The 25,957-nt window shown below is 71.8% G+C and carries 24 protein-coding genes; 10 read left to right on the forward strand and 14 right to left on the reverse strand.

Annotated features, from left to right (window positions below; genetic code table 11):
• Positions 1-107: 107 nt before the first annotated feature.
• Entirely contained in the window at positions 108-1,670 is a 1,563-nt protein-coding gene (locus AWQ70_RS15785) for a glycoside hydrolase family 10-like protein (RefSeq protein WP_067176440.1), read from the reverse strand.
• Positions 1,671-1,806: 136 nt separating this feature from the next.
• Between AWQ70_RS15785 and AWQ70_RS15790 the strand changes: the two genes are divergently transcribed.
• From AWQ70_RS15790 to AWQ70_RS15800, 3 genes are all read left to right on the forward strand, one after another.
• Entirely contained in the window at positions 1,807-3,387 is a 1,581-nt protein-coding gene (locus tag AWQ70_RS15790) for a glycoside hydrolase family 3 protein (RefSeq protein WP_067176442.1), read from the forward strand.
• A complete protein-coding gene (locus AWQ70_RS15795) occupies positions 3,384-4,283 on the forward strand; it encodes a MurR/RpiR family transcriptional regulator (RefSeq protein WP_067176445.1) in 900 nt (299 codons plus the stop codon). Before AWQ70_RS15790 ends, AWQ70_RS15795 begins: the two co-directional genes overlap by 4 nt.
• A 552-nt stretch (positions 4,284-4,835) precedes the next feature.
• On the forward strand, positions 4,836-5,822 hold the full coding sequence (locus AWQ70_RS15800; protein ID WP_067176448.1) for an NAD-dependent epimerase/dehydratase family protein: 987 nt from the start codon (positions 4,836-4,838) through the stop codon (positions 5,820-5,822).
• Between the two features lie 284 nt (positions 5,823-6,106).
• Here AWQ70_RS15800 and AWQ70_RS15810 read toward each other — a convergent pair whose 3' ends face one another.
• From AWQ70_RS15810 to murQ, 5 genes are all read right to left on the reverse strand, one after another.
• On the reverse strand, positions 6,107-6,730 hold the full coding sequence (locus tag AWQ70_RS15810; RefSeq protein ID WP_067176451.1) for an HAD-IA family hydrolase: 624 nt from the start codon (positions 6,728-6,730) through the stop codon (positions 6,107-6,109).
• Between the two features lie 33 nt (positions 6,731-6,763).
• Positions 6,764-7,753: an LLM class flavin-dependent oxidoreductase gene (locus tag AWQ70_RS15815; protein ID WP_067176454.1), complete on the reverse strand. Its 990-nt coding sequence runs from the start codon at positions 7,751-7,753 to the stop codon at positions 6,764-6,766.
• A 33-nt stretch (positions 7,754-7,786) separates the two neighbouring features.
• Entirely contained in the window at positions 7,787-7,909 is a 123-nt protein-coding gene (locus tag AWQ70_RS42015; RefSeq protein ID WP_281196995.1) for a hypothetical protein, read from the reverse strand.
• A 779-nt stretch (positions 7,910-8,688) separates the two neighbouring features.
• On the reverse strand, positions 8,689-9,816 hold the full coding sequence (locus AWQ70_RS15820) for a serine hydrolase domain-containing protein (protein ID WP_245646984.1): 1,128 nt from the start codon (positions 9,814-9,816) through the stop codon (positions 8,689-8,691).
• A complete protein-coding gene (gene murQ, locus AWQ70_RS15825) occupies positions 9,809-10,732 on the reverse strand; it encodes an N-acetylmuramic acid 6-phosphate etherase (protein ID WP_067176457.1) in 924 nt (307 codons plus the stop codon). Before murQ ends, AWQ70_RS15820 begins: the two co-directional genes overlap by 8 nt.
• Before the next feature lie 67 nt (positions 10,733-10,799).
• On the opposite strand from murQ, the gene AWQ70_RS15830 reads away from it, so the two are divergent.
• A complete protein-coding gene (locus AWQ70_RS15830; protein ID WP_084517168.1) occupies positions 10,800-11,963 on the forward strand; it encodes an exo-beta-N-acetylmuramidase NamZ family protein in 1,164 nt (387 codons plus the stop codon).
• Positions 11,964-11,973: 10 nt separating this feature from the next.
• Here the strand turns inward: AWQ70_RS15830 and AWQ70_RS15835 are convergent, their stop codons facing one another.
• The 7 genes from AWQ70_RS15835 to AWQ70_RS42020 form a co-directional block, all read right to left on the reverse strand.
• Complete coding sequence (locus tag AWQ70_RS15835; RefSeq protein ID WP_218004541.1) at positions 11,974-12,861, reverse strand: GNAT family N-acetyltransferase; 888 nt, start codon at positions 12,859-12,861, stop codon at positions 11,974-11,976.
• Positions 12,858-13,868: an ABC transporter ATP-binding protein gene (locus AWQ70_RS15840; protein ID WP_067176462.1), complete on the reverse strand. Its 1,011-nt coding sequence runs from the start codon at positions 13,866-13,868 to the stop codon at positions 12,858-12,860. The genes AWQ70_RS15835 and AWQ70_RS15840 overlap by 4 nt, the downstream gene beginning before the upstream one ends.
• On the reverse strand, positions 13,865-14,926 hold the full coding sequence (locus AWQ70_RS15845) for an ABC transporter ATP-binding protein (RefSeq protein WP_245646985.1): 1,062 nt from the start codon (positions 14,924-14,926) through the stop codon (positions 13,865-13,867). Before AWQ70_RS15845 ends, AWQ70_RS15840 begins: the two co-directional genes overlap by 4 nt.
• 9 nt (positions 14,927-14,935) lie before the next feature.
• Positions 14,936-15,844, reverse strand: a complete 909-nt coding sequence (locus tag AWQ70_RS15850) for an ABC transporter permease (protein ID WP_067176467.1) — start codon at positions 15,842-15,844, stop codon at positions 14,936-14,938.
• Positions 15,841-16,881, reverse strand: coding sequence for an ABC transporter permease (locus AWQ70_RS15855; protein WP_067176468.1), 1,041 nt, complete (start codon positions 16,879-16,881; stop codon positions 15,841-15,843). Before AWQ70_RS15855 ends, AWQ70_RS15850 begins: the two co-directional genes overlap by 4 nt.
• Before the next feature lie 4 nt (positions 16,882-16,885).
• Positions 16,886-18,703, reverse strand: coding sequence for an ABC transporter substrate-binding protein (locus tag AWQ70_RS15860; RefSeq protein WP_067176470.1), 1,818 nt, complete (start codon positions 18,701-18,703; stop codon positions 16,886-16,888).
• A gap of 288 nt (positions 18,704-18,991) precedes the next feature.
• Positions 18,992-19,117: a hypothetical protein gene (locus AWQ70_RS42020; RefSeq protein ID WP_281197001.1), complete on the reverse strand. Its 126-nt coding sequence runs from the start codon at positions 19,115-19,117 to the stop codon at positions 18,992-18,994.
• 183 nt (positions 19,118-19,300) lie between these two features.
• Between AWQ70_RS42020 and AWQ70_RS15865 the strand changes: the two genes are divergently transcribed.
• A complete protein-coding gene (locus AWQ70_RS15865) occupies positions 19,301-19,645 on the forward strand; it encodes an avidin-fold protein (RefSeq protein ID WP_169808675.1) in 345 nt (114 codons plus the stop codon).
• A gap of 164 nt (positions 19,646-19,809) precedes the next feature.
• Here the strand turns inward: AWQ70_RS15865 and AWQ70_RS15870 are convergent, their stop codons facing one another.
• Positions 19,810-20,445: an Lrp/AsnC family transcriptional regulator gene (locus AWQ70_RS15870; RefSeq protein WP_067176472.1), complete on the reverse strand. Its 636-nt coding sequence runs from the start codon at positions 20,443-20,445 to the stop codon at positions 19,810-19,812.
• A 121-nt stretch (positions 20,446-20,566) separates the two neighbouring features.
• On the opposite strand from AWQ70_RS15870, the gene AWQ70_RS15875 reads away from it, so the two are divergent.
• From AWQ70_RS15875 to AWQ70_RS15895, 5 genes are read left to right on the forward strand one after another with little or no spacing between them, the layout of a single operon-like run.
• Positions 20,567-22,168 (forward strand): ABC transporter substrate-binding protein, encoded by a 1,602-nt coding sequence (locus tag AWQ70_RS15875; protein ID WP_067176475.1) that lies wholly within the window; start codon positions 20,567-20,569, stop codon positions 22,166-22,168.
• On the forward strand, positions 22,143-23,252 hold the full coding sequence (locus tag AWQ70_RS15880; protein WP_067176477.1) for an ABC transporter permease: 1,110 nt from the start codon (positions 22,143-22,145) through the stop codon (positions 23,250-23,252). The genes AWQ70_RS15875 and AWQ70_RS15880 overlap by 26 nt, the downstream gene beginning before the upstream one ends.
• Entirely contained in the window at positions 23,249-24,130 is an 882-nt protein-coding gene (locus AWQ70_RS15885; protein ID WP_245646986.1) for an ABC transporter permease, read from the forward strand. Before AWQ70_RS15880 ends, AWQ70_RS15885 begins: the two co-directional genes overlap by 4 nt.
• Positions 24,127-24,990: an ABC transporter ATP-binding protein gene (locus AWQ70_RS15890; protein ID WP_067176480.1), complete on the forward strand. Its 864-nt coding sequence runs from the start codon at positions 24,127-24,129 to the stop codon at positions 24,988-24,990. The genes AWQ70_RS15885 and AWQ70_RS15890 overlap by 4 nt, the downstream gene beginning before the upstream one ends.
• Positions 24,987-25,901: an oligopeptide/dipeptide ABC transporter ATP-binding protein gene (locus tag AWQ70_RS15895; RefSeq protein WP_067176483.1), complete on the forward strand. Its 915-nt coding sequence runs from the start codon at positions 24,987-24,989 to the stop codon at positions 25,899-25,901. Before AWQ70_RS15890 ends, AWQ70_RS15895 begins: the two co-directional genes overlap by 4 nt.
• The last annotated feature ends 56 nt before the right edge of the window (positions 25,902-25,957 follow it).

The following is a 25,957-nucleotide window of genomic DNA, read 5'->3' on the forward strand; positions in this document are numbered from 1 at the left end:
GCCCTGCACCGCACCGCCCCGGACGCCCCCGAGGCTCCGGACGTGCTGGCCGCCCACCGCGCCCTCATCGCCTGATCGGCGAGGCCGGGCACGGGGGCGGCCCCGGGTCAGCGGACCCTGCGGCCGTCGCTCGGCTCGCTGATCCGGCCGGCCCGGTCGACGGCGGCGACGTAGTAGTGCGCGCCCTCGCGCCCCTCGGGGTCGACCCAGCGGATGTTGCGGCCCGCGGGGACGACCGCCGCCAGGCCGCGGGCGTCGGCGAAGTCGCCCCGCCCGGCCTCGCGGTCGAACCGGAAGACCGCGAACTGGAACGGCGCCTCCGGGCCGGTGGCCACGATGTGCAGCTCGGCGCCCCCGGCCGCCCTGCGGGCGGTGGCGAGCACCGGGCGGCGCGGCGGCCGCCCGTCCGCGAGGCGCGGCAGCAGCGGCGCGAGCGCGGGGCGGGTGTAGTGGTCGGCCACCACCGTCGAGACGGTGCCCATCCGGTCCTCGCGTACGTCCTGCGAGTTGTACCAGATGTCCCCGCCGACCTCCGGATGGCTCCGGTTGAGCGCGAGATGGTTGGTCAGCTCGTCCGGCCGGAACCACTCGGCCGGCTGCCCGGCCGCGCCCGCCTTGTAGGCGGCCTGGCCGATCCAGAGCTGCACGTCCGTGCCCGCCGCCACGCCGGACCACCAGGGCACCAGCTTGGAGTAGTCGGCGTTCGACTGGCCGATGTACCAGTAGATCTGCGGCGCGATGTAGTCCAGCCACCCCTTCCTGACCCAGCCGCGCGTGTCGGCGTGCAGGTTGTCGTACGACTGGCTGCCCGCGGTGTCGGAGCCGAGGGGGTCGGTCGACTTGTTGCGCCAGATGCCCGAGGGGCTGATGCCCCAGGCGACCTCCGGCTTGGCCTGCCGTACCCGCTGCTGCATCTCCTGGACCAGCAGGTCCACGTTGTTGCGGCGCCAGGAGGCGAGGTCGGGGAAGCCCGCGCCGTACTTCGCGAAGGCCGCGCTGTCGTCGAAGGCCGTTGTGTTCACGGGGTAGAAGTAGTCGTCGAAGTGCAGGCCGTCGATGTCGTACCTGGTGACGGCGTCCATCATCGCGTCCTGCACGAACGCGCGGACCTCCGGGATGCCCGGGTTGTAGTACAGCTTGCCGCCGTAGGAGACGATCCAGTCCGGGTGCTTGCGCCCCGGGTGCTCGGGGTGGAGCTTGGCCGGGTCCGGCTGCATCGAGACGCGGTACGGGTTGAACCAGGCGTGGAAGGCCAGGCCGCGCCGGTGGGTCTCCTCGACGAGGAAGGCCAGCGGGTCGTAGCCCGGGTCCTGCCCCTGCACGCCGGTCAGGTACTCCGACCAGGGTTCGAAGGGCGAGGGCCAGAACGCGTCGGCGGTCGGCCGGATCTGGACGAACACCGAGTTGAGCTTGCGCGCCTGCGCCAGGTCCAGCCAGGCGAGGTACTCCGCCTTCTGCTGGTCGACCGTCAGACCCTGCTTCGACGGCCAGTTGATGTTGACGACCGAGGCGATCCACATGCCGCGCATCTGGCGCAGCGGTGGGACGAAGCCGTCGGGGCTTCCGGCCGCGAACGCGGGCGTGGCCGAGAACGCCGAGAGGGGAAGGGCCGTCGCGGCGGCGGCCAACGCCAGGCCGCGCAGGACGGAACGTCGGGTGGGGGAACTCATCGGACCTCCGTGGGGGATGAAGAAGAAGGCACCGAGCGCGAGATTGGCAGAAACTTACTTTCAGATCAATGACGGTGAAAGAAAGTGTCATTGATGTGTAACCTGCTTCGAGACGTCCACACGAGAAGGTGAGCGCGTGTCAGCAAGCAGCCCCGGCCTGAACCGCCTGGCCATGACCGTCCTGCAGCCCGGATTCGACGGAGTGGAGCCGCCCGCGTGGCTGCGCCGCGCGCTCGCCGACGGCCTCGGCGGCACCGTGCTGTTCGCCCGCAACATCGTGGACGTCGGCCAGACCGCCGACCTCGTCGCCGCGCTGCGCGAGGAGAACCCCGCCGTGGTCGTCGCCGCCGACGAGGAGGGCGGCGCCGTCACCCGCTTCGAGGCCGGGCAGGGCAGCTCGTGGCCCGGCAACCGCGCGCTCGGCGTCATCGACGACGTCGCCCGCACCGAGCTCGTCGGCCGGGCCATCGGCCGCCTCCTCGCCGCCGCCGACGTCACGCTGAACTACGCGCCCGTGGCGGACGTCAACGCCAACCCGGCCAACCCCGTGATCGGCATCCGCTCCTTCGGGCCCGACCCGGACCTCGTCGCCCGGCACACCGCCGCCTGGATCACCGGTCTGCAGGCCGAGGGCGTGGCCGCGTGTGCCAAGCACTTCCCCGGCCACGGCGACACCGTCACCGACTCCCACCTCGCGCTGCCCACCGTCCACGCGTCCCTCGACGTGCTCCGCGGGCGCGACCTCCCGCCGTTCCGCGCGGCGGTCGAGGCCGGCGTCCGGTCGGTCATGTGCGGCCACCTGCTCGTCCCCGCGCTCGACCCGGACGGCCCCGCCACCCTCAGCCGGCGGATCCTCACCGGCCTGCTCCGCGAGGAGCTGGGCTTCGACGGCATGCTCGTCACCGACGCGATCGAGATGCGCGCCGTCGCCGCGCTCCACTCCCCCGGCGAGATCGCCGTACGCGCGCTCGCGGCCGGAGCGGACGCCATCTGCGCCGGCGTCTCCTCGCCGGGCGGCGAGAGCGTGTACGCGCTGCGCGACGCCATCGTCGAGGCGGTCCGGGACGGGCGGCTGCCCGAGGAGCGCCTCGCCGAGGCGGCGGCCCGCGTCCTCGCCGTCGCCGACTGGCACGCCGCCCGCGCCGCCGAACGCCGCGCCGCCGCGCCGGCGGCGCCGTCCGCCGCGCACCTGAACGGCGTGGAGCCCGCGAGCGTCTCAGAGCCCGTGAGCGACGAGGACCTGGGCCTGGAGACCGCCCGCGCCGCCATGCGCGTGACCCCGCCCGGCGCCGCCGCCGGCCCCGCCGTCCCCCTCTCCCGGCCGCCCCTGGTCGTCCACATCGCCCCCCGGATGAGCCAGGCCGTCGAGTCCGGAGCGCCCGTGGGCCTCACCCGTGAGCTGGCCGGGCTGCTTCCGGGCACCGAGGGCCATACGATCATGGCGGAAGCCCCGACGCTTCCCGACCTGAGCGGCGACCGGCCGGTCGTTCTGGTCGTCCACGACGCCGGCCGGCACACGTGGGTCAGCGACCTGCTGGCGGAGGCCGTACAGGCCCGGCCGGACGCGATCGTGGTGGAGACCGGCATTCCCGCCCAACCGGTTGGGGCGGTATATGTCACTACACACGGCGTCTCACGGGCATCTGACCGCGTCGTCGCCCGATGGCTCACCGGCAGCGAACAACCGAGATCCCGACAGGAGAAGGCAGCAGGGTGAACGAACACGAGGGGCCCAACCCGGTCAACCTGGTGGCGACGGTACGGGCGGTCCTGCCCTCCCTCACCCCCGCGGCCCAGGCCGTCGCCCGCCTCATCCTCGACGACCCCGCCATGGTCGCCGGCAGCACGATCACCGAGTTCAGCGCCGCCTCCGGGACGAGCGAGGCGACCATCGTGCGCACCGCCAGAGCCCTCGGGTTCGCCGGTTACTCCCAGCTCCGCTTCGCCCTCGCCGCCGCCGTGGCGCGGGCCAAGCCCGAACGCCTCGTCCCCGGCGACCTCGGGCCCGACGACCCCCTCACCGACGTCATCGCCAAGGTCACCCGCGCCGAGTCCGAGGCCCTCGCCGACACCGCGGCCCAGCTCGCCCCGGAACGGCTCGCCGCCGTCGTGGAGGCCATCGCCTCGGCCCGGCGGGTCGACGCGTACGGGGTGGGGGCCTCGGGCCTGGTCGCGGTCGACATGGCGCAGAAACTGATGCGCATCGGGCTCCCCGGCCACTCCTTCACCGACGCGCACCTCGCCCTCACCAGCGCCGCGCTCGTCCGGACCGGTGACGTCGCCGTCGGAGTGAGCTGCACCGGCGAGACGCCCGACGTGCTCGGCCCCATGCGGGTGGCCGGCTCGGCCGGGGCCACCACGGTCGCCATCACCAACAACCCCCGCTCCTCGCTCGCCGAACTGGCGGACCACGTCCTGGTCTCCGCGGGCCGGGAGACCGCCTTCCGCCCGGGGGCGCTCGCCAGCCGGATCAGCCAGCTCCTGATCGTGGACTGCATCTTCGTCGGCGTGGCCCAGCGCACCTTCGACACGTCCGACTCCGCTTTACGCGCCACACGTGACGCGCTCAACGGCTACCTCGAGGACTCCCGCCGCCGTACGAAGGCGGGATGAGCCGTCGGCGTAAGACCAGGCAGGTTCTCGCCGCTGCATGGTGACCGCTGCGCTGCCTTCCTCGCCGTCACCGCACCGTCTCGTCCTCGGCCTCCTTCTCGCCGTAGGCCGGGAACCAGCTCATGGTCCTGCGCCGCCGGGGACCGCCGCTGCGCTGCGGCGGATGGCTCCTCCGGCGCGCCGTGACAGCCGGTCTCTGGTGCAACCGCTTCGCGGCTCCGGGCGCGGTGGTACAGGGCACGGTCCTACGCGCGCCGGAGGCCCCGCCCGCCTCCGCTCCGCTCCCCGCCGAACCCGGTCAGCCGGCCGCCGGTCATCCCGGTCCGGCTCGACGACTATGCGCTGGGGGGCACTGCACCGCGGCCCGCCCCTCTCCACCTCGCCGTGACGTCCGAGATCGATGCCGCACCGCCAAGCGCCACTCGCGCGATGCCGGATCGAGGTTCACGTGACCTGCGCCGACATGGAGAGTGCGGTCCGCCATGAGCGAAGCGGGTCTGCTGTAAGCGGATCCACTGGGGTGCCCGGTGTTCGCGCTGCTTGGATCCAGGGATGGAGATCTTGGTACTGGGTGGAACGGCATGGGTGGGCCGTGAGCTGTCGCGGCAGGCGATCGAGCGCGGCCATCGGGTGACGTGCCTGGCTCGCGGCGAGAGCGGACACGTCGCGGACGGAGCGAGGCTGGTGGCCGCCGACCGGCGCGATCCTTCGGCCTATCAACCCTTGCTCGACCGCGAATGGGATGCGGTCATCGACGTGTCCTGGCAGCCCGGCTTCGTACGCGGGGCGCTCGACGCGCTGGGTGGCAGGGCCAGGCACTGGGCCTACGTCTCCTCCGTCAGCGCCTATGCCTCCCATGCCACATCGGAGGCGGACGAGTCCGCTGCCCTGCTCGCTCCGACGGATCAAAGCGAGGTCGGCCGCGAGCTGTACGGCGAGGCGAAGGTCGCCTGCGAGCAAGCGTCCACGGCGGTCGTGGGCGATCGGCTGCTCATCGCGCGCGCCGGTCTCATCGGCGGCCCCGGCGATCACAGCGGGCGCTCCGGCTACTGGGTCGCCCGTGCCGCACGTGATCCGCAGGGGCCGATGCTGGTTCCCGACGAGCCGGGCATGCCGACGCAGGTCATCGATGCGCGGGACCTCGCCGCCTGGCTGCTGGACGCCGCGCAGAGCGGAATCGTCGGCACATTCGACGCTGTCGGCCCGATCGTTCCGTTCAAGGAGTGGATCGAGCTGTCCCGCGCTGTCGGCGGGCACACCGGTCCGGTGGTCACCGCCGACTCGTCATGGCTGCGCGCCAACGGCGTGGCGGAGTACATGGGGGCGGAGTCGCTGCCGATGTGGCTGGTCGAGCCGGGCTGGGAGGGTTTCTCTGCCCGCAACGGTTCCGCGGCGCGCGCCGCGGGGCTCCGTCACCGGCCCCGGGCGGACCTGCTCGTCGACACGCTGGCCTGGGAACGCGATCAGGGTCTGGACCGGGAGCGACGTGCCGGCCTCAGCGTCCAGCGCGAACGCGAGTTGCTCCACGCTCTCGGCTGAACACCGACATCTGCAACTAGCGACCTCCCTGGTCCGAGGACCACGAGGACGGCCACCGCCCGCTTCCGGCTGGTGCCCGTGCTCGCCAGGGCCCTCACCGTGGCGCCCCCGGCCGCCGACGGGGCCGAACCGGCGGGCCACGTGCGGATCGGCTACGCCCGCGCCTCCAGCGTCCGCCAGTCCCTGGACACCCACACGACCAGGCAACCGCCGCTAAGGGCCGCTCGGAAGGGTGGCCGTCACGGTGAGGTGGGTCTTGTCGGCGGTGGCTGAGCCTGTGGTGGTCATGCCGTGCCGGCCTGCAGCCAGGTGTCGATGACGGGTGTCAGCTCGTCGAGTCGGGTGAAGAGGTGCCCCTGCATGCCGATGGCATGTGCTGCATGCACGTTCTCTTCACGGTCGTCGACGAAGAGGAAGTCGGCCGGTGTGGCCTGCATGGCGACGACGCAGTGATGGAACGCCGCCGGGTCCGGTTTCGCCACGTTGATCTTTCCGGACAGGGCGATGTGGTCCAGGGTCCGCAGCCAGGGTTGCCCGGCGAGGAAGACGTCCGCGTGGTCGGAGGGGATGTTGGACAACAGGGCGACCTCGGTGACGTCGCGCAGGGACCGCACGTAGGCGGCCATGCGGTCGTCGACGCGTGACCAGCTGTCGATGTCGGCGAGCCGCAGTTCCTCGATCGTGTCGGCGTCGGCGGAGAGTGACAAGCGCCGCAGCACGGCCGTCCAGTACTCGGGCGCGGACTGCTGCGCGGCGTCGTAGGGCGGGCGGCAGGCCCAGTACGCCTCCGCGAAGGCGTCCGCAGGCGTGTCGCACCGGGCGGCCATCTTCGCCAAGGCGTCCGGGCGTTGGTGGAGGGCGATGACTCCGAAGAGGTCGAACAGCACGATTCGTCGGTCGGTGGACATGGTGGGGTTCCTCCGGGTCCCAGCGGTTTCGGTTCAGGGGCGGGGGTCCAGGGCGCGGGCGAGCGAGTCGAGGGAGGCCAGGGCGTCGGGGCCGGCGGGAGCGAGGATGACGCTGGTCGCGCCCGCTGCGTGGCGGGCCTTGATCGCTTCGCGTGCCTGGTCGGGGGTGCCGGCGATGCTGAGCTGGCGGACCCAGGCGGCGGGCATGGTCTGGGCGAATTGGCGGGCGTCGGCGCAGGCGGCGCGGTGTTCGCGCAGCTGTGTGGCGAATGGCAGGGGGTCGATGTGCGCGGCCCAGTCCGGCTCGCCGACGGCGGCCAGGCCATCACGGACGCGGGCGAGAGCGGCGTCCGCGTCGTCATCTACGGCTGCGGCGTCGTAGGTGACGACTTCGAGGTCACGCGCGCCGGAAGTGGTGCCCAGATGCCGCAGCGAGGAGCCGATGTAGGCGGGGGCCGCGGGCTCGGCCAGGAGGAGCCCGTCGGCGACCTCGCCTGCGGCTGCCTGCGATTTGGGACCGCGCACACCGAGGATGACCGGCGGGACGATGTCGGGGGTCTCAGTCAGGACGACGCCTTCGCAGCGCACGTAGCGGCCGCCTGCCGGGCCGGGCTCGCCGCGCATGAGCAGGCGCAGCGCGGTCGTGTACTCCTTGATCAGCGTCAGGGGGCTGGTGGGCCAGGCTCCGGCCTGGCGCATCCAGTCGGGCATGCCGTGGCCGATGCCGGTGATCAGCCGGCCGGGGTAGAGCTGGGCGAGGGTGGCCAGTTCCATCGCGGCGAAGCACACGTTGCGGGCGCCGGCGGGCATGATGCCGATGCCGACCGTGATGCTGGTGGTGCTGGCGAGGACGGGGCCGGCCTGGGCGAGTCCGCCGCGCCAGCCGAGGTCCTCCACCACCCATACCTGGTCGAACCCCAGCTCTTCGGCTCGCCGGGCGTAGGGCAGTATGTCGCGGACGGGCAGGTCGCGGGGCAGCATGACACCGACACGGTCACGGGTGGTGGTGTCTATCTCGGGCATCGCAGGCTCTTTCTGTAGGCGGCGGGTTCTTCCTCACCGGTCCGGGGCGGGCCGAGCGTCGACCGGCGCAAAGAACACGAGTGCGGCGACGGTGGTGGGCAAGCCGTACTTGACGCTCTCGAAGGCCGCGAACGCGGCCAGGAAGAGTGTGAGCACGCCCAGCCGATCTTTCGCAGCCGACGACCGCCTTCCAACACGGGCTGCATCTCGTCACGCCTGCGCTCTGTTGTCACAGGCACACCCTAGGCCCGTGCGCCGACCCCAGCCGCGGTTCAAAATCGCAGGCTCCCCCAGGTCGACGACGACCTTGGAGGAGATCCGGCCTGGTCAGCCCCCCACCGGCAACGACACGCCCCCATACGGCAAGAAGCCGGGACAGCGGAGGCAGGGCAAGGGGGCGGCGGGGAGCGGAGCGGAGGCGGGTGGGGCCTCCGGCGCGCGTAGGACCGTGCCCTGTACCACCGCGCCCGGAGCCGCGAAGCGGTTGCACCAGAGATCAGCTGTCACGGCGCGCCGGAGGACCCGCCCGTCGCAGCGCAGCGGCGATCCCCGGCGGCGCAGGACCATGAGCTGGTTCCCGGCCTACGGCGAGAAGCAGGCCGAGGACGAGACGGTGCGGTGACGGCTAGGAAAGGCAGGGCGGTGGCGAGCGGAGCGGAGTGCGGGCGGTTGCTCCGGCGCGCGTAAGACCGTGCCCTGTACCACCGCGCCCGAGACCGCGAAGCGGGGAATCACCGGAGCGCAACTATCACGGCGCGCCGGAGCAGCCGCCCGCCGCAGCGCAGCGGTCACCATGCAGCGGCGAGAACCGTGCCTGGTCTCTCAGGCCACATCGAGTACACAAGCACACGGTGCGGCCAGCCCGCCGCAGCGCAGCGGTCACCACGCAGCGGCGAGAACCGCGCCTGCTCTCTCCGGCCACATCGACTGCACCCCTACCGGACCCTCCGCAGGGCCTCGGCGGCGACGGCGTGGCGCAGGTCGCGGATTCCCGGCCGGCCGCGTACGGGATGGACGTTGTTGGTCAGCAGTACGACGGTCAGGGACCGTTCCGGGTCGACGACGAGGGACGTGCCGGTGAACCCGGAGTGGCCGTAGGCGCGGCCGAGGGGTCCGACGATGGCCGGGTCGCCGATACGCACGCCGAGCCCGTGGTCGAACGCCGCGCCCTGTACGCCGTGGTCCCGGGTCATCTCCGCGACCGTCTCGGGGCGCAGGATCGGCCCGCCTCCCGTACGGAGGGTCTCCCCGAAGCGGACGAGGTCGTCGGCGGTGGAGAACAGCCCGGCGTGCCCCGCGACCCCGCCGAGGCCGTACGCGGTCTCGTCGTGGACCTCGCCGCGGACGCAGCCGGGGCCGGGGCGGTCGGGCTGGTACTCGGTCGCGACGACGCGCGGGAGCAGCTCGGCCGGAGGGCGGTAGCAGGTGCTCGTCAGGCCGAGCGGCCCGATGACGCGGGTGCGTACGAGCTCGTCGAGGGGTGCTCCCCCGGCGAGCTCGGCGACCCGGCCCGCCGTGACCATCCCGACGTCGGAGTAGACGTAGCGCTCTCCGAGGGCGTGGGCCGGCGGCGTGGTGAGGATCAGCTCCATCCGCGCGGCGTGCGCGCCGGAGCCGTCGCCGGGGATCTCCTCGTGTGCCCGGCGGCTGGGCGGCAGGCCCGCCGTGTGGGTGAGCAGGTGCCGCAGCGTGGTCGCGGGGTGCCCGCCGTACGTCGCGGGGAGCCAGGTCGTGACGGGCTCGTCGAGACCGAGGCGGCCGTCCTCCGCGAGGGACAGGATGGCCGCCGTTGTGAACAGCTTGGTGATCGAGGCGAGGTCGAAGACCGCGTCGCGGCGGGCGGGCGGACGTTCGTCCAGGAGCGCCTCCGTGGCTCCTGAATAACGTACGGCCTCGCCCACCGCGGCGGCGGCGACGACGGATCCCTGTACGGCGATCAGCGCGACCGCCGCCGAGCAGGCGGCCGGGACCGCCGACTCCAGGATCTCGGTGAGTCCGGCGGAGGTCTCCGGTGTGGAGACGTCGCGGATCGGACCCGCCTGAAGGTCCGGCCCGTCAGGCACCGACCACTCCCCCGGACGCGGCCTGCCGGGCCGCCTCCAGGCGGTCGCCGTTGGCCTCCAGGAGGGCCCTGGCGCCGTCGGCGTCGAGATCGTGCTCGATCATGAGGACGGCGGCCTTGACCTGCCATCCGGCGGCCTCCAGGGCCGCCTGGGCGGTGTCCAGGCCCGCGCCGGTGATGTCGCCGACCATGCGGGCGGCCCGGTCGGCGAGCTTGGAGTTGGCCGCGGACACCTCGATCATCGAGTTCCCGTAGGTGCGGCCGAGCCGCACCATGGCGATCGTCGAGATCATGTTGAGGACGAGCTTCGTCGCGGTCCCGGCCTTGAGGCGGGTCGAGCCGGTCACGATCTCGGGCCCGACGATCACCTCGATCCGGTGCTGGGACGCCGCGGAGAGCGCGGAGTCGCGGTTGCAGGACACCCCGACGGTGAGCGCGCCCCTGCGGGCGGCCTCGCCGAGGGCGCCCAGCACGTACGGCGCGCGTCCGCTGGCGGAGACCCCGACGACGGAGTCGTGCGGGCCCACCTCCTTGGCGGCGATGGCCGCGGCTCCGGCGGCGGCGTCGTCCTCGGCGCCCTCGACCGAGCGGGTCAGCGCGGGCACGCCGCCCGCGATGATGCCCTGGACGAGCTCGGGGTCGGTGCCGAAGGTGGGCGGGCATTCGGACGCGTCGAGCACGGCGAGGCGGCCGGAGGTCCCGGCCCCCACGTAGAAGAGGCGTCCCCCCTTCTTCATGCGGGCGACGATCGCGTCGATGGCGGCCGAGATCTCCGGGATCGCGGCGGCGACAGCCGTCGGGACCTTCGCGTCGGCCGCGTTCATCAGCCTGGCGACCTGCTCGGTGGGGAGCCGGTCGATCTCGCTGTAGCGCGGATCGCTCTGCTCGGTGGACAGGTCGGCGAGTGGATCAATCATCTCGTTCCATGTCGCTAATTTTCACCTGATGGTTCCATTATGCAAAAATTCTTCGGAGAATGGGATCATGTCACACGTACGAACCGGTGCCGAGCGGCTCGCGAACGATCCCGGACTCCTGCCCGGGGGCCGGATCGGTCTCATCACCAACCCCACCGGGGTTCTTCCCGATCTGACCCCGACCGCCACGGCGCTGGTGGCGGCGGGTGTCCCGCTGACCGCGCTGTTCGGTCCCGAGCACGGGATCCACGGCACGGCGCAGGCGGGCTTCGGCGAGGACGCGGGCGTGGACCCGGCGACCGGGCTCCCGGTCCTCGACACGTACGGCAGGAGCGGCGACGCCCTGGACGCCCTGGTGGCGGCATCGGGCGTGGACACGCTCGTCTTCGACATCGCCGACGTGGGGACACGCTTCTACACCTTCGTGTGGACGATGCACGACCTCATGGCGTCGGCGAGCAGGCTGGGGGTGCGCTTCGCGGTGCTCGACCGGCCCAACCCGCTCGGCGGCACCCGCGCCGAGGGTCCGGCGCTGGATCCCGCCTGCGCCAGTTTCGTGGGCCGGGCGCCCGTGCCGATCAGGCACGGGCTGACCATGGGCGAGCTGGCGCTCCTCCTGAACGAGTCGATCGGCGCCGATCTCACCGTGGTCGTGATGGAGGGCTGGCGGCGTTCCATGCGCTTCGCCGCCACCGGCCTGCCGTGGATCATGCCGTCGGTGAACATGCCGACCCCGACGACCGCGCTGGTCTACCCGGGGACCGGCCTGGTCGAGGGCACGACCGCGTCCGAGGGCCGGGGAACCACCCGGCCGTTCGAGCTGGTCGGCGCGCCCTGGCTCGACGGGGGCTTCGCCGCCGAGCTGAACGGGCTCGGCCTGCCCGGCGTGCGCTTCCGCGACACCTGGTTCACCCCGGCGTTCCACAAGCACGCCGGGACGCCCGTACGCGGGGTCCAGGTGCACGTGACCGACGCGGAGGCGTTCCAGCCGGTGCTGACCGGGGTGTCGATCCTGTACCTGCTCCGCGCCCGGCGCCCGGACGAGTTCGCCTGGACGACCGCGGACCCGGCCGGGACCGGGGTCGAGGGCGGGCGGAACTACATCGACCTGCTGTGGGGCTCCCCGTCGCTGCGCGAGCGGATGGACGCGGGGAAGGATCCCCGCGACCTGTGCCCCTCCCCCGGCCACCCGGAGTCCTGGCTGTACGGCGGCAAGCTGCTCTACCCGTGACATCCGGCCGTCACCGCAGGTCCCGGCGGTAGAGCCAGAAGACACGCTCGGCCCGGGCCCCCACCACGCCGGAGTAGAACCGCAGGGGGCCCACCCAGGAGATCTGGGCGTCGGCCAGGCCCGCGGCGCGCATCTCCGCCAGGCAGCGGCGCAGCAGCACGCCGCCGACGCCGAGCCCGCGCGCGGCGGGTGCGGTGCCCATGGGGCCGAACCAGGCGGGCCTGGCCCCCCACGCGGCGAAGCCGATGATCTCGCCGTCGAGGGACGCGTAGTGGAGGCCGGTGGCCTCCTCGGCCTCCCAGGCCCAGCTCTCGTTCCACTCGCCGCGGACGAACGCCGTCACGGCGTCCCGCTCGCCGGACCCCGCCGCGTGTACGGCGACGCCCTTGCCGGCCAGCCGCTCGACGTCGTCGGCGAGCGACCGCTCGTCCAGGGCGACGCCGGACAGGTCGGCGGTCATGTTCCAGGCGACCCGCTCCTGCTCGTAGCCGAGTGACTCGACCAGGCAGGCGGCGGCGGTGTAGCGGACGTCGATGCCGGGCCAGGCGTAGCACGGCGGGTTGCCGGAGACCCGTACGGTGCCGACGCCCTCGCCGCGCAGCCACTCCTCCGCCGCCCTGACCAGCGCCCGCCCGCGTCCGGCGCCCCGGGCTTCGGGGTGGACGGCGAGCAGGTCGATGTGCCCGACCGACGGGTCGCGGGTGGAGACGGAGGCGAGGACGGCGCCGTCGAGGTCGCCGGTCGCGAGCGCGGTCCAGCGGCGGTCCGCCGGGGGCGAGGCGAGCCGGGCGACCAGCCGCGGCGCCTCGGCCGCGTCGAGGGTGAGCGCGGCGGCGGCCAGCTCGCCGAGAGCCGCGACGTCCCCCGACGCGTCGCGGATCCCCCAGGCGGCGGTCACAGCCGCACCGCCGGGGTGGCGACGACGCTGCGCCGCTGCGGGTGGAAGCAGGCGTGCTCCTGGGCGGTGCCGCCGTCGTGCCCGAGGACGGGCCGCTCCGACTCGCACCGGTCGGTGCGGAACGGGCATCGGGCTGCGAACAGGCAGCCGGTGTCCGGCCGGCCCGCGTCGATGGCCTCGGTGGGGACGACCCGCTCGGCGCCGGGGGCTTCCAGCCCGTGCAGCACCGGGATGGCCGACAGCAGCGACTGCGTGTACGGGTGGACCGGGTCGGAGATGATCGTCTCCACCGGGCCGCGCTCGACGACCTGGCCCCGGTAGATCACGTACAGCTCGCCGTCCAGGCCGATGTAGCGCGCGGTGGCCACGTCGTGGGTGATGAACAGCACGCTGACGCCGAGCCGGTCGCGCAGGTCCTTGAGCAGGGCCAGGATGCCGAGCCGCAGCGACACGTCGATCATCGAGGTGGCCTCGTCGGCGACGAGCATGTCCGGGTCGACGGTGAGGGCGCGGGCGATGACCACGCGCTGACGCATGCCTCCGGAGAGCTGGTGCGGGTAGCGCGGCAGCACGTAGCCGGGGTCGAGCCCGACGAGGCCGAGCAGTTCCTCGGCCCGCTCGTCCATCCAGGAGCGCGGGCGGCCGGTCTGCTTGGCCCGCAGGCTCAGCGGCGCGTCCAGCGTCTGGTGGATGGTCCGCGCCGGGTTGAGCGCGGAGTACGGGTCCTGGTGGATGAGCTGGACCCGCCGGAAGTGCGGCTGGCGCTGCTTGGGACGCAGCGACGACATCGGGACGCCGTCGATGACGATCTCGCCGGAGTCGTAGCTCTCCAGGCCGGCGAGGATGCGGCCGAGGGTGGTCTTGCCGCATCCGGACTCGCCGATGAACGAGACCGCGCCGCCCTTCTCGATGGAGAAGTCGACACCGCGCAGCGCCGGGACGTCCCGGGCGCCGAGCATGCCGCCCCGCTGGCGGAACGTCTTGGTGATGCCCTTGCCGGTGATCACGCCTGCTCCTCCCCTCTCACGGGTCCTGTGGTGACGGTCTCCTTCTCCGGCTCCTCCGCCGGCTCACTCTCCGGCTCCCGCTCGCCGGCCTCCGCGTGGCAGGCCACGATCCGGGGGCCGATGGTGAGCACGGGCGGCTCGCCGGTCTCGCACACGTCCATCCGGACGGCGCAGCGCTCCCGGAACACGCACCCGTCGGGCGGGATCGTGCCGAGGGTCGGGGGGCGGCCGGGCAGCGCCCTTGCCTCGTCGATGTCGCCGACGAGGCGCGGGATGGCCTGCAGCAGGCCCCGCGTGTACGGGTGCTTGGGCGCGCCCAGCACCTCCCGGGTGGGGCCCTGCTCGACCAGGCGCCCGCCGTACATGACGGCGAGCCGGTCGGCGATCTCGGCGACGACGCCGAGGTCGTGCGTGATGACGAGCGTGGTGAGACCGCGCTCCTCGTGGACCTCGCGGATGATCCGCAGGATGGTCGCCTGGGTGATCATGTCGAGAGCCGTGGTGGGCTCGTCCAGGACGACGATGTGGGCGTTGAGCACCAGCGCGAGCATGATGCCGACGCGCTGGCGCATCCCGCCGGACAGCTCGTGCTGGTGGGAGTCGAGAACTCGCGCGCCGTCCATGCCCATCCGGTCGAGCAGGCTGCGCGCCTCCTTGACCAGGCCGGGCAGGTCGTCGACGTCGTGCGAGCGGCCCAGGTCGAGGAGCTGCTTGCCGACCGTCTTGAGCGGGTTGAGCGAGTTCTGCGCGGCCTGGAAGACGTAGCCGACGTGCCGGCCGCGCGCCTTGCGCAGGTTGTCGCCGGTCAGGGAGACCACGTCGCCGAGACCGTCGATCTCGACCGAGCCGGAGCTGATCCGGCCGGGCGGCTGCACGGCGTTCAGCAGCGACAGGGCCAGGGTGGACTTGCCCGAGCCGGACTCGCCGACCACGCCGGTGATCGTGCCGGGCACGAGCTCCAGGTCGACGCCCCGGACGGCGGGCAGCTCGCCCGCCTGGGTGCGGTAGACGACGGACAGGTCGCTGATGCGGACGCCCGGCGCCCTCTTGTCAGTCACGGACACCGGTCACTCCTCACGCAGGCGGGGGTTGAAGATCTCGTCCATGGCGTCGACGACGAGCACGATGCCCAGGGTGAGCAGCAGGATCGCCAGCAGCGGCGCCAGAAGGTAGGGCAGGGCGGCGGTCGTGGTCAGCGCGCCGCCCCCGAACACGGCGAGGTTGAGCATCACGCCCCAGTTGTTGGCCTCGAACGGCAGGACGCCGAGGAAGAAGAGGCCGACCTGCGCGTACACAGCGCCGGTGACCGCGATGAGCATGTTCATCGCGATGTACGGGGCCATGCTGGGCAGCAGTTCCCTGCCGATGATGTGCGTCGTGGACAGGCCGAGCCCCCGCGCCGCCTCGACGAAGCCGCGCTCGCGCAGCGAGAGGGTCTGGGAGCGCACCGCGCGGGCGACGCCGCCCCAGCCGAGCAGGCCGAGCACGAGGCCCATCTCGATGGCGCTGGTGAACTTCCAGATCGTGGACAGCACGAGCAGCAGCGGCAGGCCGGGGATGGTCAGCTTCATGTCGGTGATCCGCATGAGGACGGAGTCCCAGCGGCCGCGCCTGAAGCCGGCGAACAGCCCGATGCCCGCGCCCAGCACGACCGTGATCACCGCGGTGACCAGGCCGGTCAGCAGGACGTACCGCGAGCCGGTGACGACGAGGGCGAGCACGTCGGTGCCCTCGAAGTCGGTGCCGAACGGGTGCGCCCAGCTCGGCGAGGCGTACAGCGCGTTCGTGTCGCGCGGGAGCCTCTCGGGGTAGAGCATCGGCCCGAAGATCCCCATGAAGGCGAACCCGGCCATGATGACCACGCCGGCCATCCGGCTGGGCTTGCGCTTCATGACCCGCCAGACACCGCGCCAGAAGTTGCGGCGCAGGGCGGACGAGGCGCTGCGCGCCTCCGGCATGATCGTGGTCGCGGTCATGCCGCCTCACCTCCGCTTCTGACCCGGGGGTCGATGACGGTGTACAGCAGGTCGGCCGCGATGTTCGCGATGATGATCGCCACCGTGATGAGCAGGAAGGCCCCGCCCATCAGGGCGTAGTCGCGCCCGGTGATGCTGTCGATGAGCATCAGGCCGAGCCCCGGATAGTTGAAGATCCGCTCGATGAAGATGGCCCCGCCGAACAGCAGGCCCAGCGACAGCGCGAGGATCGTGAACAGGGGCAGGATCGCGTTGCGCGCGATGTACCTGAAGATGATCGAGCGCTTCATCCCGCGCAGCTCGGCGGCGAGGATGAAGTCGTCGCCGAGCACGGTGACCACGCTGGACTTCATGGCCAGGATCCAGCCGCCGTAGCTCGCCAGCGCGTACGTCACCACGGGGAGCGTGGCGTGCTGGACCAGCGAGCCGATGTAGCCGGCGTTGAGTCCGGGCTCGAACATGATGTCGGCCGTTCCTCCCGCGGGGAGGATGGGGATCAGCGTGGTGAAGATCGCGCCGAGGAGCAGCGCCAGCACGTACTGCGGCACGCCGTGCAGCAGCGATCCGGAGATCGCGAGCAGGTCGCCGAGCTTGCCCTGGCGCTTGATCGCGGCGTAGACCCCGAGGATGATGCCGACGACGAAGCTCAGCAGCGTGCCGGCGAGCACCGGGATCAGCGTCCACTTGGCCGCGGACATGAGCACGGTGCTCACGCCGGTGCCCGGCACGGTGAGCGACTGGCCGAGGTCGAGCCGGGCCAGCCCCTTCATGTAGTCGAGGTACTGCTCCCACATGCTGCCGGTCGGCATGAAGCCGTACAGGACGTTGACCGCCTGCTGGGCCGCCTCGGGCGACATGCCCTGCTCGACGAGCTTCTCGTACTTGGCCGCCATGGGGTCACCGGGAATGTTCCTGATGATCAGGAAACTGATCGTGGTGACCACCAGGATCATGACGAGCCCGCGGGCCAGATGGCCCGCGAGCCGCCGCACGACGGCGATTCCCCCGGTGCGTCCCGGGACCCCGATGAGCGTCATGAACCTACTTCTTCTTGATCATTCCGAGCTGGAGCCACACGCCGGAGGTGAGGCGGAGCGCCTCACTGTCGTTCTCCGGGAATCCGGTGAACCGCGACGTGTTGATGAACTGCGTGTTGACGTAGTCCCACAGCTGGATAACGGGCAGGTCCTGGTTGGCCGCCTTGGCGAGCTGGCTGATGATCTGCTTCTGCTCGGACTCGGGGGCGGAGTTCAGCTTGCCGGTGAGCTCGCCGGGGTTGATCTTCCCGACGCCCTTGACGTCGATCGTCTCGGGGCTGCCCATCCAGTTGCCGTCCTTGCCCGGGGCAGAGTGCTTGATCTTGCCGCTGAGGATGGACCAACCGTTGGAGGCGCCGTAGAGGCGCTGGTAGATGTTGTACGGCGCGGGGCCGAGGGCCACGAGCCAGAAGCCGACGTCGTACTTGCCCGCCGCCAGCTCCTCAAGGTAGAGCGGGTAGTCGGCCGTGGTGAGCACCTCGGCGCTCACGCCCGCCTCGTTGAGCTGGCTGGTCACGGCCTTGGCCGCGGACACCCAGTCGGAGAACGGCGCGGGCACGTTGATCGTGAACTTCCACGGCTTGCCGTCGGGGAGCGTCCACTTGCCTCCGGTCTTCTTCAGACCGGCTTCCTTGAACTCGGCCTCGGCCTTGGCCGCGTCGAGCTTGTACGGCTCGAGCTGGCTCAGCTCGGAGCCCAGCCACGCCTCCGCGGGCTTCTGGTGGATGCCCGTGGTGGTCAGCGAGGGGGTGCCGCCCTCGGGAGACGCGATCTTGGTGACCTCGTCCCGGTTGATGAGGTAGGCCAGGCCCCTGCGCACGTGGACGTTGTCGTAGGGCTTCTTGGACTGGTTGAACGCCATGGCGACCGAGACGGGCGAGAAGCCCTTGACGACCGCGTTTCCAGGCGTCTGGCCGATCCGCTTCATCACGTCGGCCGGCACCGCGGTGAACGGCGCGTTGTCGAGCTTACCCGAAATCAGGTAGTTCCAAATCTGCTCGTTACCGGTGTAGTTGAGCAGCTTGACCTGGTCGGGGCCGACATTGGCGGCGTTGTAGAAGTTCTTGTTCTTGACGAGAAGGGCCTCGCCCGGGTTCATCCGCTCCAGCGTGTACGGGCCGGCGGAGACGTCCTTGGCGGGGGCGAAGGCGAGCACCTTGTCGGCGAGGGCGGTGATTTCGGCGCGGGCCTTCTCGGCCTCGGCGCCCTCGCCGCGGGACGCCTTGAGGGTGTCCCAGAAGTTCGCGGGGACCGCGTCCTTCCAGATGTGCGCCGGGACGACGAAGCTGTCCATTACGCCACGAACGAACGTGACGCTGGGGTTGCTCATGTCCTGGCTGATCTTGACCGTGTGGTCGTCGACGATCTCGACGTCGGAGGCCGCGCCCGCGGCGCCCGGGGCGATCGAGAAGGCCGTGCTGCCCTGCGTGTACGCGAGGGCGATGGAGAGCTTCACGTCCTCGGCGGTGACGGGCTTGCCGTCGGACCACTTGTTGTTCGGCTGCAGGTGCAGGGTGATCGACGAGTTGTCGGGGGCGATCTCCCAGCTCGCGGCGATGCCGGGGTAGAACTGGTTCGGGTCGGTCAGGGTGTTCTTGATCCACCCGAGCTTCATCGCGTTGTACCCCTGGAACATGTTGCCCTTGGGGTTCCACGGGTTGATCGGCCCGTTGACGTCGAGACCGGGCTTCAGACCGTCGATGGTGGTGTAGACGCCACCGCCACCGGACGCCGAGTTGCCACCCGTACTGGTGCTGCTGCACGCCGTCGCGGTGACGGCGGCAAGGCTGAGCAACGACACGACCGCTGCTACACGCTTCATGGACCGCTCCGTGGGGGTCTTTATATCTGGGCTGGACAGACGGAACTTTTTCGCGACTTTATGGTGAAGCGGCGATGGCGTCAATTATCTCCACAAGACGTGAAGCTTCTGTAACTTTCCTTCATCGAGTCACACCCGAAACCGATCGTCAGGCCCCGAAGTCCATGGTCAGGACAGTGCCGCGCGGAACGCCGGGGCGAGATCGGGGCAGAGCCCAGGAGGCAGAGCTCAGGAAGCGGCGTTCAGGAAGCGGTGGTCCACGCCCGCGGCCGCCGGCGGCGCGGCTGTTCAGGAAGCGGTGTCCAGGAAGCGGCGCAGCTCGCGGGCGACGACGCCGGGACGGCCGCCCAGGTCGCGGTCGCCCGTGGCCCCGCGGTCCAGCCCCGGCAGCTCCACCCGCCGCGCGCGCGGCATCACCCGGGCCGCTCCGCCACCGCGTCGCGCAGGTAGCGCGGGCTCCGGGCGCGCTCGCATGTCTGCGTCGACGTCGGGGCCGTCACGCCCCGTCTGGACGGAAGGAGCCGTCCGGGGGCGTCCGGCCGGCGAAACGTCCAGCATCGATTGCGAACACCGGACGAATCGGCACCATGCGGAGTCATGGACCACAGAAATCTCAACAACCGCAGGTTCGTCATGGTCAGCTCGACCGCGAGCGAGGTCGACCCGGACGGCCCCACCGAGTTCGTCTACCAGGAGGAGGACGGCATCGTCTGGGGCAGCTACGTCGGCGACACCGTGACGCACGGGCACTTCGTCGGCAGCCGGGAGGACGACCGCCTGGAGATCACCTACATCCATCAGCTCAAGAAGGGCGGCCACGCGAGCGGACGGAGCACCAGCCGCATCGAGACCCGCCCCGACGGGCGGCTGCACCTCGTCGAGGAGTTCCAGTTCGAGGGCGACGACACCATGCACGTCAGCGTCTGCGCCGAGGTCGTCTGACCCGGCGCGACCGCCCGGAAGGGCGGCCACCGGACTCGTCCGCAGTGCCCCGGCATCTGTGCCGGGGGTGAAGCGGGCTTGTCCCCGTAGCGGAGCAGGAAGCCGCAGAAGTGAAGCACACGCGGCGCAGGCCGAATCTTCGGCATTCATGCCGAAGAGCGCGGCTACCCCTTGTCCCGCTGCAGGCCCGCGCGCCCCTCGGAGACGCCCTCGAAGCGCATCTTGCCCAGCGGCACCCCGTCTCCCGACGCGTCGGGGGCGGGCCGCCGCGGGGCGGGCCTGCGGTCCGTCGGCAGGATGTACGGCCGCTTGATGACCTCGTCGAGGATGAAGACGGTCTCGGTGGCCTTGACCGCCGGGATGCTCGCGAGGCGCTCGGTCACCAGGGCGTGCACGGCGGCGACGTCGGTCATCCGCACCTGGATCATGGCGTCGTGCTGGCCCGTGGTGATCGCGCAGTACTCCACCTCGGGCATCTGGGCGAGCTGGGCGCGGAACTGGCGCCACATCTGCTGCCGCACGGTCACGAAGATCAGCGCGGTGATGCCGAGACCGGCCCGCACGTGGTCGATCTCGGCGGTGAAGCCCTTGATCGCCCCGTCGGCGCGCAGCGCCTCGAACCGGGTGTAGGCGTTCGCCCGGGAGATGCCCACGCGCTCGGCGAGCGCGGCGACGGAGATCCGGCCGTTCTCCCTCAGGACCTCGAGGATCTTGAGATGTGTCGAGTCCAGCTCCAGGCCGATGCCGATACGTCCAGAAGGAGCACCCCCAGGCGTCGGGTAGCTTGACGTTTCGGTCACGGCAGTTCCCCCCTCATCAGATTCGTCTCAGCATCACGGCACGCGCTGGACTTTCTGTCGCACACTCCTGCACCATCAGCGACTAAACGTCTCACATGGCACATTTTCGGAGGATACAGATATGGCGCTCCGTTCGCGGCGCCGGCGGGCGACCACCGCCCTGCTGCCGGTCGTGCTCACCGGTGCTCTCGCCCTCGCCGCGTGCTCCAGCGGCGGCTCGTCCGGCACGCAGGCGCAGGGCAGCGCGGGCAAGACCCTCGTGATCGACACATCCTTCGATCTCAAGACGGCCGACCCGGGCCGCACCTACGAGCCGACCGGCCTCATCGTCGGCAAGGCGACCTACGACACGCTCCTCACCTTCGAGGGCGCGGACGTCACCAAGCCGGTGCCGTCCCTCGCCGAGTCGTACGAGATGTCGCCCGACGGGAAGAAGCTCACGCTCAAGCTGCGCAAGGACGCCGTCTTCGCCGACGGCTCCCCCGTCACCGCGCAGGACGTGTCCTTCACCCTGAACCGCGTCCGCGACATGAAGGGCACCCCGTCGTTCCTGATGGACGGCGTCGAGGTCGAGGAGGTCGACGACAGCACGATCGCGCTGACGTCGAAGGCTCCCAACCCGGCGCTGCCGTACATCCTGCCGAACCCGGCCCTGGGCATCCTCAACTCGAAGGTGGCCAAGGAGCACGGCGCGACCGCGAACCCGGACGACAAGGCCGAGCAGTACCTCAACTCCGCCTCCGCCGGCTCCGGGCCGTACACGATCGAGTCGTTCAACGTGAGCAGCCAGGTCGTGCTCAAGGCGAACGCCAAGTACTGGGGCGCCAAGAAGCCGGTCTACGACAAGGTCGTCCTCCGCAACGTCGAGTCGGCGACGCAGAAGCTCAACGTGCAGCGCGGCGACAGCCAGGTCGCGCTGAACCTGTCCGGCGACCAGGTGAACGGCATGGGCGGCGGGCTGCAGGTCAAGCGGACCACCTCCGCGTACGTGTTCTTCCTGCTCGCCAACCAGGACCCGGGCGTCAGCAAGGTCACCTCCAACCCCAAGTTCGTCGAGGCGCTGCGCAAGGGCATCGACTACAAGGGCCTGCTCGAACTGGCCGGCGAGGGCTCGACCCAGGCGGCCGGCATCATCCCGTCGATGTTCCTCGGCGCGCTCCCGGCCGACCAGGCCACCCAGCGCGACGTCGAGGGCGCGAAGGCGGCGCTCAAGGAGAGCGGCGTGACCGACCCGACGGTCAAGCTGGAGTACCCGAGCGAGCTGACCGTGAACGGCCTGTCCTTCCAGCCGCTGGCCGAGCGCATCCAGGCCAACCTCAAGGAGGTCGGCATCACGGTCGAGATCACGCCCGCGCCGGTCACCACGGCCCTGGACAACTACCGCAACGGCAAGGAGGAGCTCGGCCTCTGGTACTGGGGCCCGGACTTCCCCGACCCCAGCAACTACCTGTCGTTCCTGCCCGGCAAGCTGGTCGGCCTGCGGGCCGGCTGGAAGGCGGGCTCGGACAAGGAGCTGGAGGCCGCCGGCGAGAAGGCCGCCGCCGCGGTGAGCGACGACGACCGCAAGCAGGCGTACACCGACGTGCAGACGAAGCTCAACGCCTCCGGGCCGTTCGTCCCGCTGATCCAGCCGGGCCAGAACATCGTGACGGCCGGTTCCGTCACCGGCCTCGAGTACCACCCCGTGTGGACGATCAATGTCGCCGACCTCGGCGCCAAGTAGGGACCGGGACGGAGGCGCCGCCCCGACCGGCCGGAAGGCCGGCCGGGGCGGCGCCGTCCGCCGGCACCCGTTCGCCCGTTTCCTGGTCCGCAGGATCGTCACGGCGCTCCTGCTCGCCCTCGGCATCACGCTCGTCACGTTCATCCTGACGAACCTGGTCCCCGGCGACCCGGCCGCGGCCAACCTGGGCCAGCGCGCCATCGGCGACCCGGCGATCGTGGCGCAGTGGCGCGCGGACCACGGCCTGGACAAGCCGCTCCCCCAGCAGTACCTGATGCACCTCTCCGGGCTGCTGCAGGGCGATTTCGGGCAGAGCCAGCAGAGCCACCGCCCGGTGGCCGACGACCTGGCCGAGTTCGTGCCCGCGACGCTGGAGCTGGCCGGCGCGGCCATCCTGATCTCGCTGGTCGCCGGCGTCGGGTTCGGCGTGGTCGCCGCGCTCCGCCGGGACCGCCTGTCCGACCACATCCTGCGCGTGACCAGCCTGTTCGGCATCTCCGTGCCGACGTTCTGGCTCGCGCTCGTCGCGTTCTACGTCTTCTTCTACCGGCTGCAGATCGCCCCGGGCAGCGGCAGGATCGACCCCGGCATGACGCCGCCGCCGCACGTCACCGGCCTGTACACGGTCGACGCGGCGCTGTCGGGCCAGTGGGACGTTTTCGCGTCGGCGGCCGGCCACCTGGCCACTCCGGCGCTCGTCCTCGCGCTCTACACGATCGGCCTGCTCACCCGGTTCACCCGCTCCGCGGTGCTGGAGGTGCTCGGCCAGGACTACGTCCGCGCCGCCCGCGCCAAGGGCCTGCCCGGCCGGGTCATCCTGTTCCGGTACGTCCTGCGCCCGGCGCTGGTCCCGATCATCACGGTCGCGGGCCTCGCCTTCGGCAGCCTGCTGTCCGGCACCGTACTCGTCGAGGCGATCTTCGCCTGGCCCGGCGTCGGCCAGTACGCGTACAAGAGCGCGACCTCCCTCGACCTGCCCGCCGTCATGGGCGTCGGCCTGGTGGTGGGCGTGGTCTACCTCGTCATCAACCTGGTCGTCGACGTCCTGTACGGCGTCATCGACCCGAGAGTGAGACTTTCGTGATTCGGCGGAAGACGGCGCTCGAGTCGCGGGGGCTGACACGGCGGCTCCCCGAAGCGTGGCGGCAGCCGCTGGCGATCGTGGGCGGCGTGGTGGCGCTCGCCTGGATCGTGGTCGCACTGGCCGCGCCGGTGCTCGCCCCCCACGACCCGCTCGCGCAGGAGCTGCCCCGGCTGGCCCCGCCCGGTCCGGGCCACTGGTTCGGCACCGACCAACTCGGCCGCGACATCCTGAGCCGGGTGCTCTGGGGCGCCCGGGTGTCGATCCCGCTGACGCTGCTGCTGGTGGCGCTGTCGGTGCTGATCGGCGGCCTGCTCGGCGCCTGCGCCGGATATTTCGGCCGATGGGTGGATGAGACGATCATGCGGCTGGCGGACCTGGTGTTCGCCTTCCCCACGATCATCCTCGCCATGGTGGTGGCCGCCGCCCTCGGCGCGAGCCTCGGGAACGCCGTTCTCGCCGTGCTCGTCGTCGCCTGGCCGGCCTACGCCCGGGTGACCCGCGGCCTGGTGCTCGGCATCCGCGAGCGCGAGTTCGTGGTGAGCGGCCGGCTGCTCGGCTTCTCGGCCTGGCGGTCGCTGCGCGTGGACGTGCTGCCCAACGTCACCGGGCCCGTCATGGTGCTCGCGACCCTCGACATCGGCACCGCGCTGCTGCTGCTGTCCGGCCTGTCCTTCCTCGGCCTGGGCGCCAAGCCGCCGTCGCCCGAGTGGGGCGCGATGGTCGCCTCCGGCGTGGAGGTCTTCGACAGCTGGTGGGTGGCGACCTTCCCCGGCCTCGCCATCCTGACGGTGGTGCTCGCGTTCAACTTCCTGGGGGACACGCTGCGCGACGCCCTCGACCCCCGTACCGCCCGCGCCATCAAGGAGCGTGCCATTTGAGCGAGCGAGACGAGCGGGCCGCGCGGGACGGCGTCCTCGCCGTCGAGGGGCTCACCGTGGCCATCCACGGCAAGGAGATCCTGCGCGGCGTGGACCTCACGCTGGAGCCGGGCCGGGTCCACGGCCTGGCCGGCGAGAGCGGCTCCGGCAAGACCATGACCGGCCTGGCGGTGCTCGGCCTGCTCCCCCACGGGGCGCGGGTGTCCGGCCGGATCGAGCTGGCCGGGCAGGACCTGCTGACCCTGCCCCCCAAGCGGCTCAACGCCGTACGCGGGGCCGAGGTGGCGATGGTCTTCCAGGACCCGGCGACCAGCCTGCACCCCATGCTGTCGGTGGGCCGCCAGCTCACGGAGCACATGCGCCACCACCTGCGGCTGGGCAGGGGCGAGGCGCGCGAGCGGGCGATCGACCTGATGCGCCAGGTCCGCATCCCCGGGCCCGAGGAGGCGATCGACCGCTATCCGCACCAGTTCTCCGGCGGCATGCGCCAGCGCATCGCGATCGCGGTCGCCCTCGCCTGCTCCCCGAAGGTCCTCATCGCGGACGAGCCGACGACCGCGCTCGACGTGACCGTGCAGGCGGGCATCCTGCGGCTGCTGCGCGGGTTGTGCGACGACCTCGGCCTGGCCGTGCTGCTGGTCACCCACGACCTCGGCGTGATGTCGGCGGTGGCCGACGAGGTGAGCGTGATGAAGGACGGCCTGGTCGTGGAGACGGGGCCGCGCGGCCAGGTGCTGCGCGAGCCGCGCCACGCCTACACGCGGGCGCTGCTCGACTCCCTGCCCGAGAACGCGGGGAACGCCGTGAGCGCGGCCGCCGAGACCTCAGGGACCGAGCCTTCCGGAGTGGAGCCGGCATGACACTGCTGACCGTGGACGACCTGGTCGTCGAGCACCGGACGCCCGGACGCCCCGTCGTGCGGGCCGTCGCCGGCGCCAGCCTGACCGTCGCCGCCGGGGAGGTGGTCGGCCTCGTCGGCGAGTCGGGGTGCGGCAAGTCGACGCTGGCCCGGACGCTGTGCGGCATCGGCCGCCCGGCCTCCGGGACCGTCTCCTTCCAGGGACGCCCCGTCGCGCCGCTGGGCCTGCGCCGCAGGGACCGGTCCCTCACCGGCATCCAGATGGTCTTCCAGGACCCGTACGCGTCGCTGAACCCGCGGCGGCGGGTGGGCGACCAGATCGCGGACGGGCTGCGCGCCGCCGCCGACACCTCGACCACGCCCGCCGACCTGCTGGAGCGGGTCGGGCTGCCGCGCGACTTCGCCACGCGGTACCCGCACGAGTTCTCCGGCGGCCAGCGCCAGCGGATCGCGATCGCCCGGGCCCTGGCCGCCCGGCCGTCCCTGCTGATCGGCGACGAGCCGATCTCGGCGCTGGACGCGTCGGCGCAGGCGCAGGTCGCCCGGCTGATGCGGGACCTCGCGGTCGAGTCGGGCGCGGGCCTGCTGTTCATCAGCCACGACCTGTCGGTGGTCCGGCTCATCGCCGACCGGATCGCGGTGATGTACCTGGGCAAGATCGTGGAGACCGGCCGCACGGACGAGGTCTGGGCCGACCCGCGCCACCCGTACACGCGGGCGCTGCTCGGCGCGATCCCGGCGCCGGACGGGGCCGGGGTGCTCCCGGCCGAGCTGGCCGGGGACGTCCCCGACCCGGCGTCGCCGCCTCCCGGCTGCCGGTTCCACCCCCGCTGCCCGAAGGCGATGGACGTCTGCCGGGAGCGCGAGCCGGACTTCGGGCCGGTCGCCTGCTGGCTGCACGAGCCCGCCTGACCGGCGCCCCCGGCCGGCGGGGCCTGATGGACCAAAGTCCCGGCGGCGCGGGGGCC

The organism is Microtetraspora niveoalba, from assembly GCF_001570405.1.
In the GTDB taxonomy this organism is placed as follows: Bacteria; Actinomycetota; Actinomycetes; order Streptosporangiales; family Streptosporangiaceae; genus Microtetraspora; species Microtetraspora niveoalba.

Excerpts from the sequence above, each read along its gene's own strand:
- AWQ70_RS15830 (WP_084517168.1), top strand. The coding sequence starts at position 10,800 with ATGTCACACGTACGAACCGGTGCCGAGCGGCTCGCGAACGATCCCGGA.
- AWQ70_RS15875 (WP_067176475.1), top strand. The coding sequence starts at position 20,567 with ATGGCGCTCCGTTCGCGGCGCCGGCGGGCGACCACCGCCCTGCTGCCG.
- AWQ70_RS15855 (WP_067176468.1), bottom strand. The coding sequence starts at position 16,881 with ATGACGCTCATCGGGGTCCCGGGACGCACCGGGGGAATCGCCGTCGTG.
- AWQ70_RS15880 (WP_067176477.1), top strand. The coding sequence starts at position 22,143 with ATGTCGCCGACCTCGGCGCCAAGTAGGGACCGGGACGGAGGCGCCGCC.
- AWQ70_RS15800 (WP_067176448.1), top strand. The coding sequence starts at position 4,836 with ATGGAGATCTTGGTACTGGGTGGAACGGCATGGGTGGGCCGTGAGCTG.
- AWQ70_RS15895 (WP_067176483.1), top strand. The coding sequence starts at position 24,987 with ATGACACTGCTGACCGTGGACGACCTGGTCGTCGAGCACCGGACGCCC.
- AWQ70_RS15865 (WP_169808675.1), top strand. The coding sequence starts at position 19,301 with ATGGACCACAGAAATCTCAACAACCGCAGGTTCGTCATGGTCAGCTCG.
- AWQ70_RS15785 (WP_067176440.1), bottom strand. The coding sequence starts at position 1,670 with ATGAGTTCCCCCACCCGACGTTCCGTCCTGCGCGGCCTGGCGTTGGCC.
- AWQ70_RS15850 (WP_067176467.1), bottom strand. The coding sequence starts at position 15,844 with ATGACCGCGACCACGATCATGCCGGAGGCGCGCAGCGCCTCGTCCGCC.
- AWQ70_RS15810 (WP_067176451.1), bottom strand. The coding sequence starts at position 6,730 with ATGTCCACCGACCGACGAATCGTGCTGTTCGACCTCTTCGGAGTCATC.
- murQ (WP_067176457.1), bottom strand. The coding sequence starts at position 10,732 with ATGATTGATCCACTCGCCGACCTGTCCACCGAGCAGAGCGATCCGCGC.
- AWQ70_RS42020 (WP_281197001.1), bottom strand. The coding sequence starts at position 19,117 with ATGCCGCGCGCGCGGCGGGTGGAGCTGCCGGGGCTGGACCGCGGGGCC.
- AWQ70_RS15815 (WP_067176454.1), bottom strand. The coding sequence starts at position 7,753 with ATGCCCGAGATAGACACCACCACCCGTGACCGTGTCGGTGTCATGCTG.
- AWQ70_RS15860 (WP_067176470.1), bottom strand. The coding sequence starts at position 18,703 with ATGAAGCGTGTAGCAGCGGTCGTGTCGTTGCTCAGCCTTGCCGCCGTC.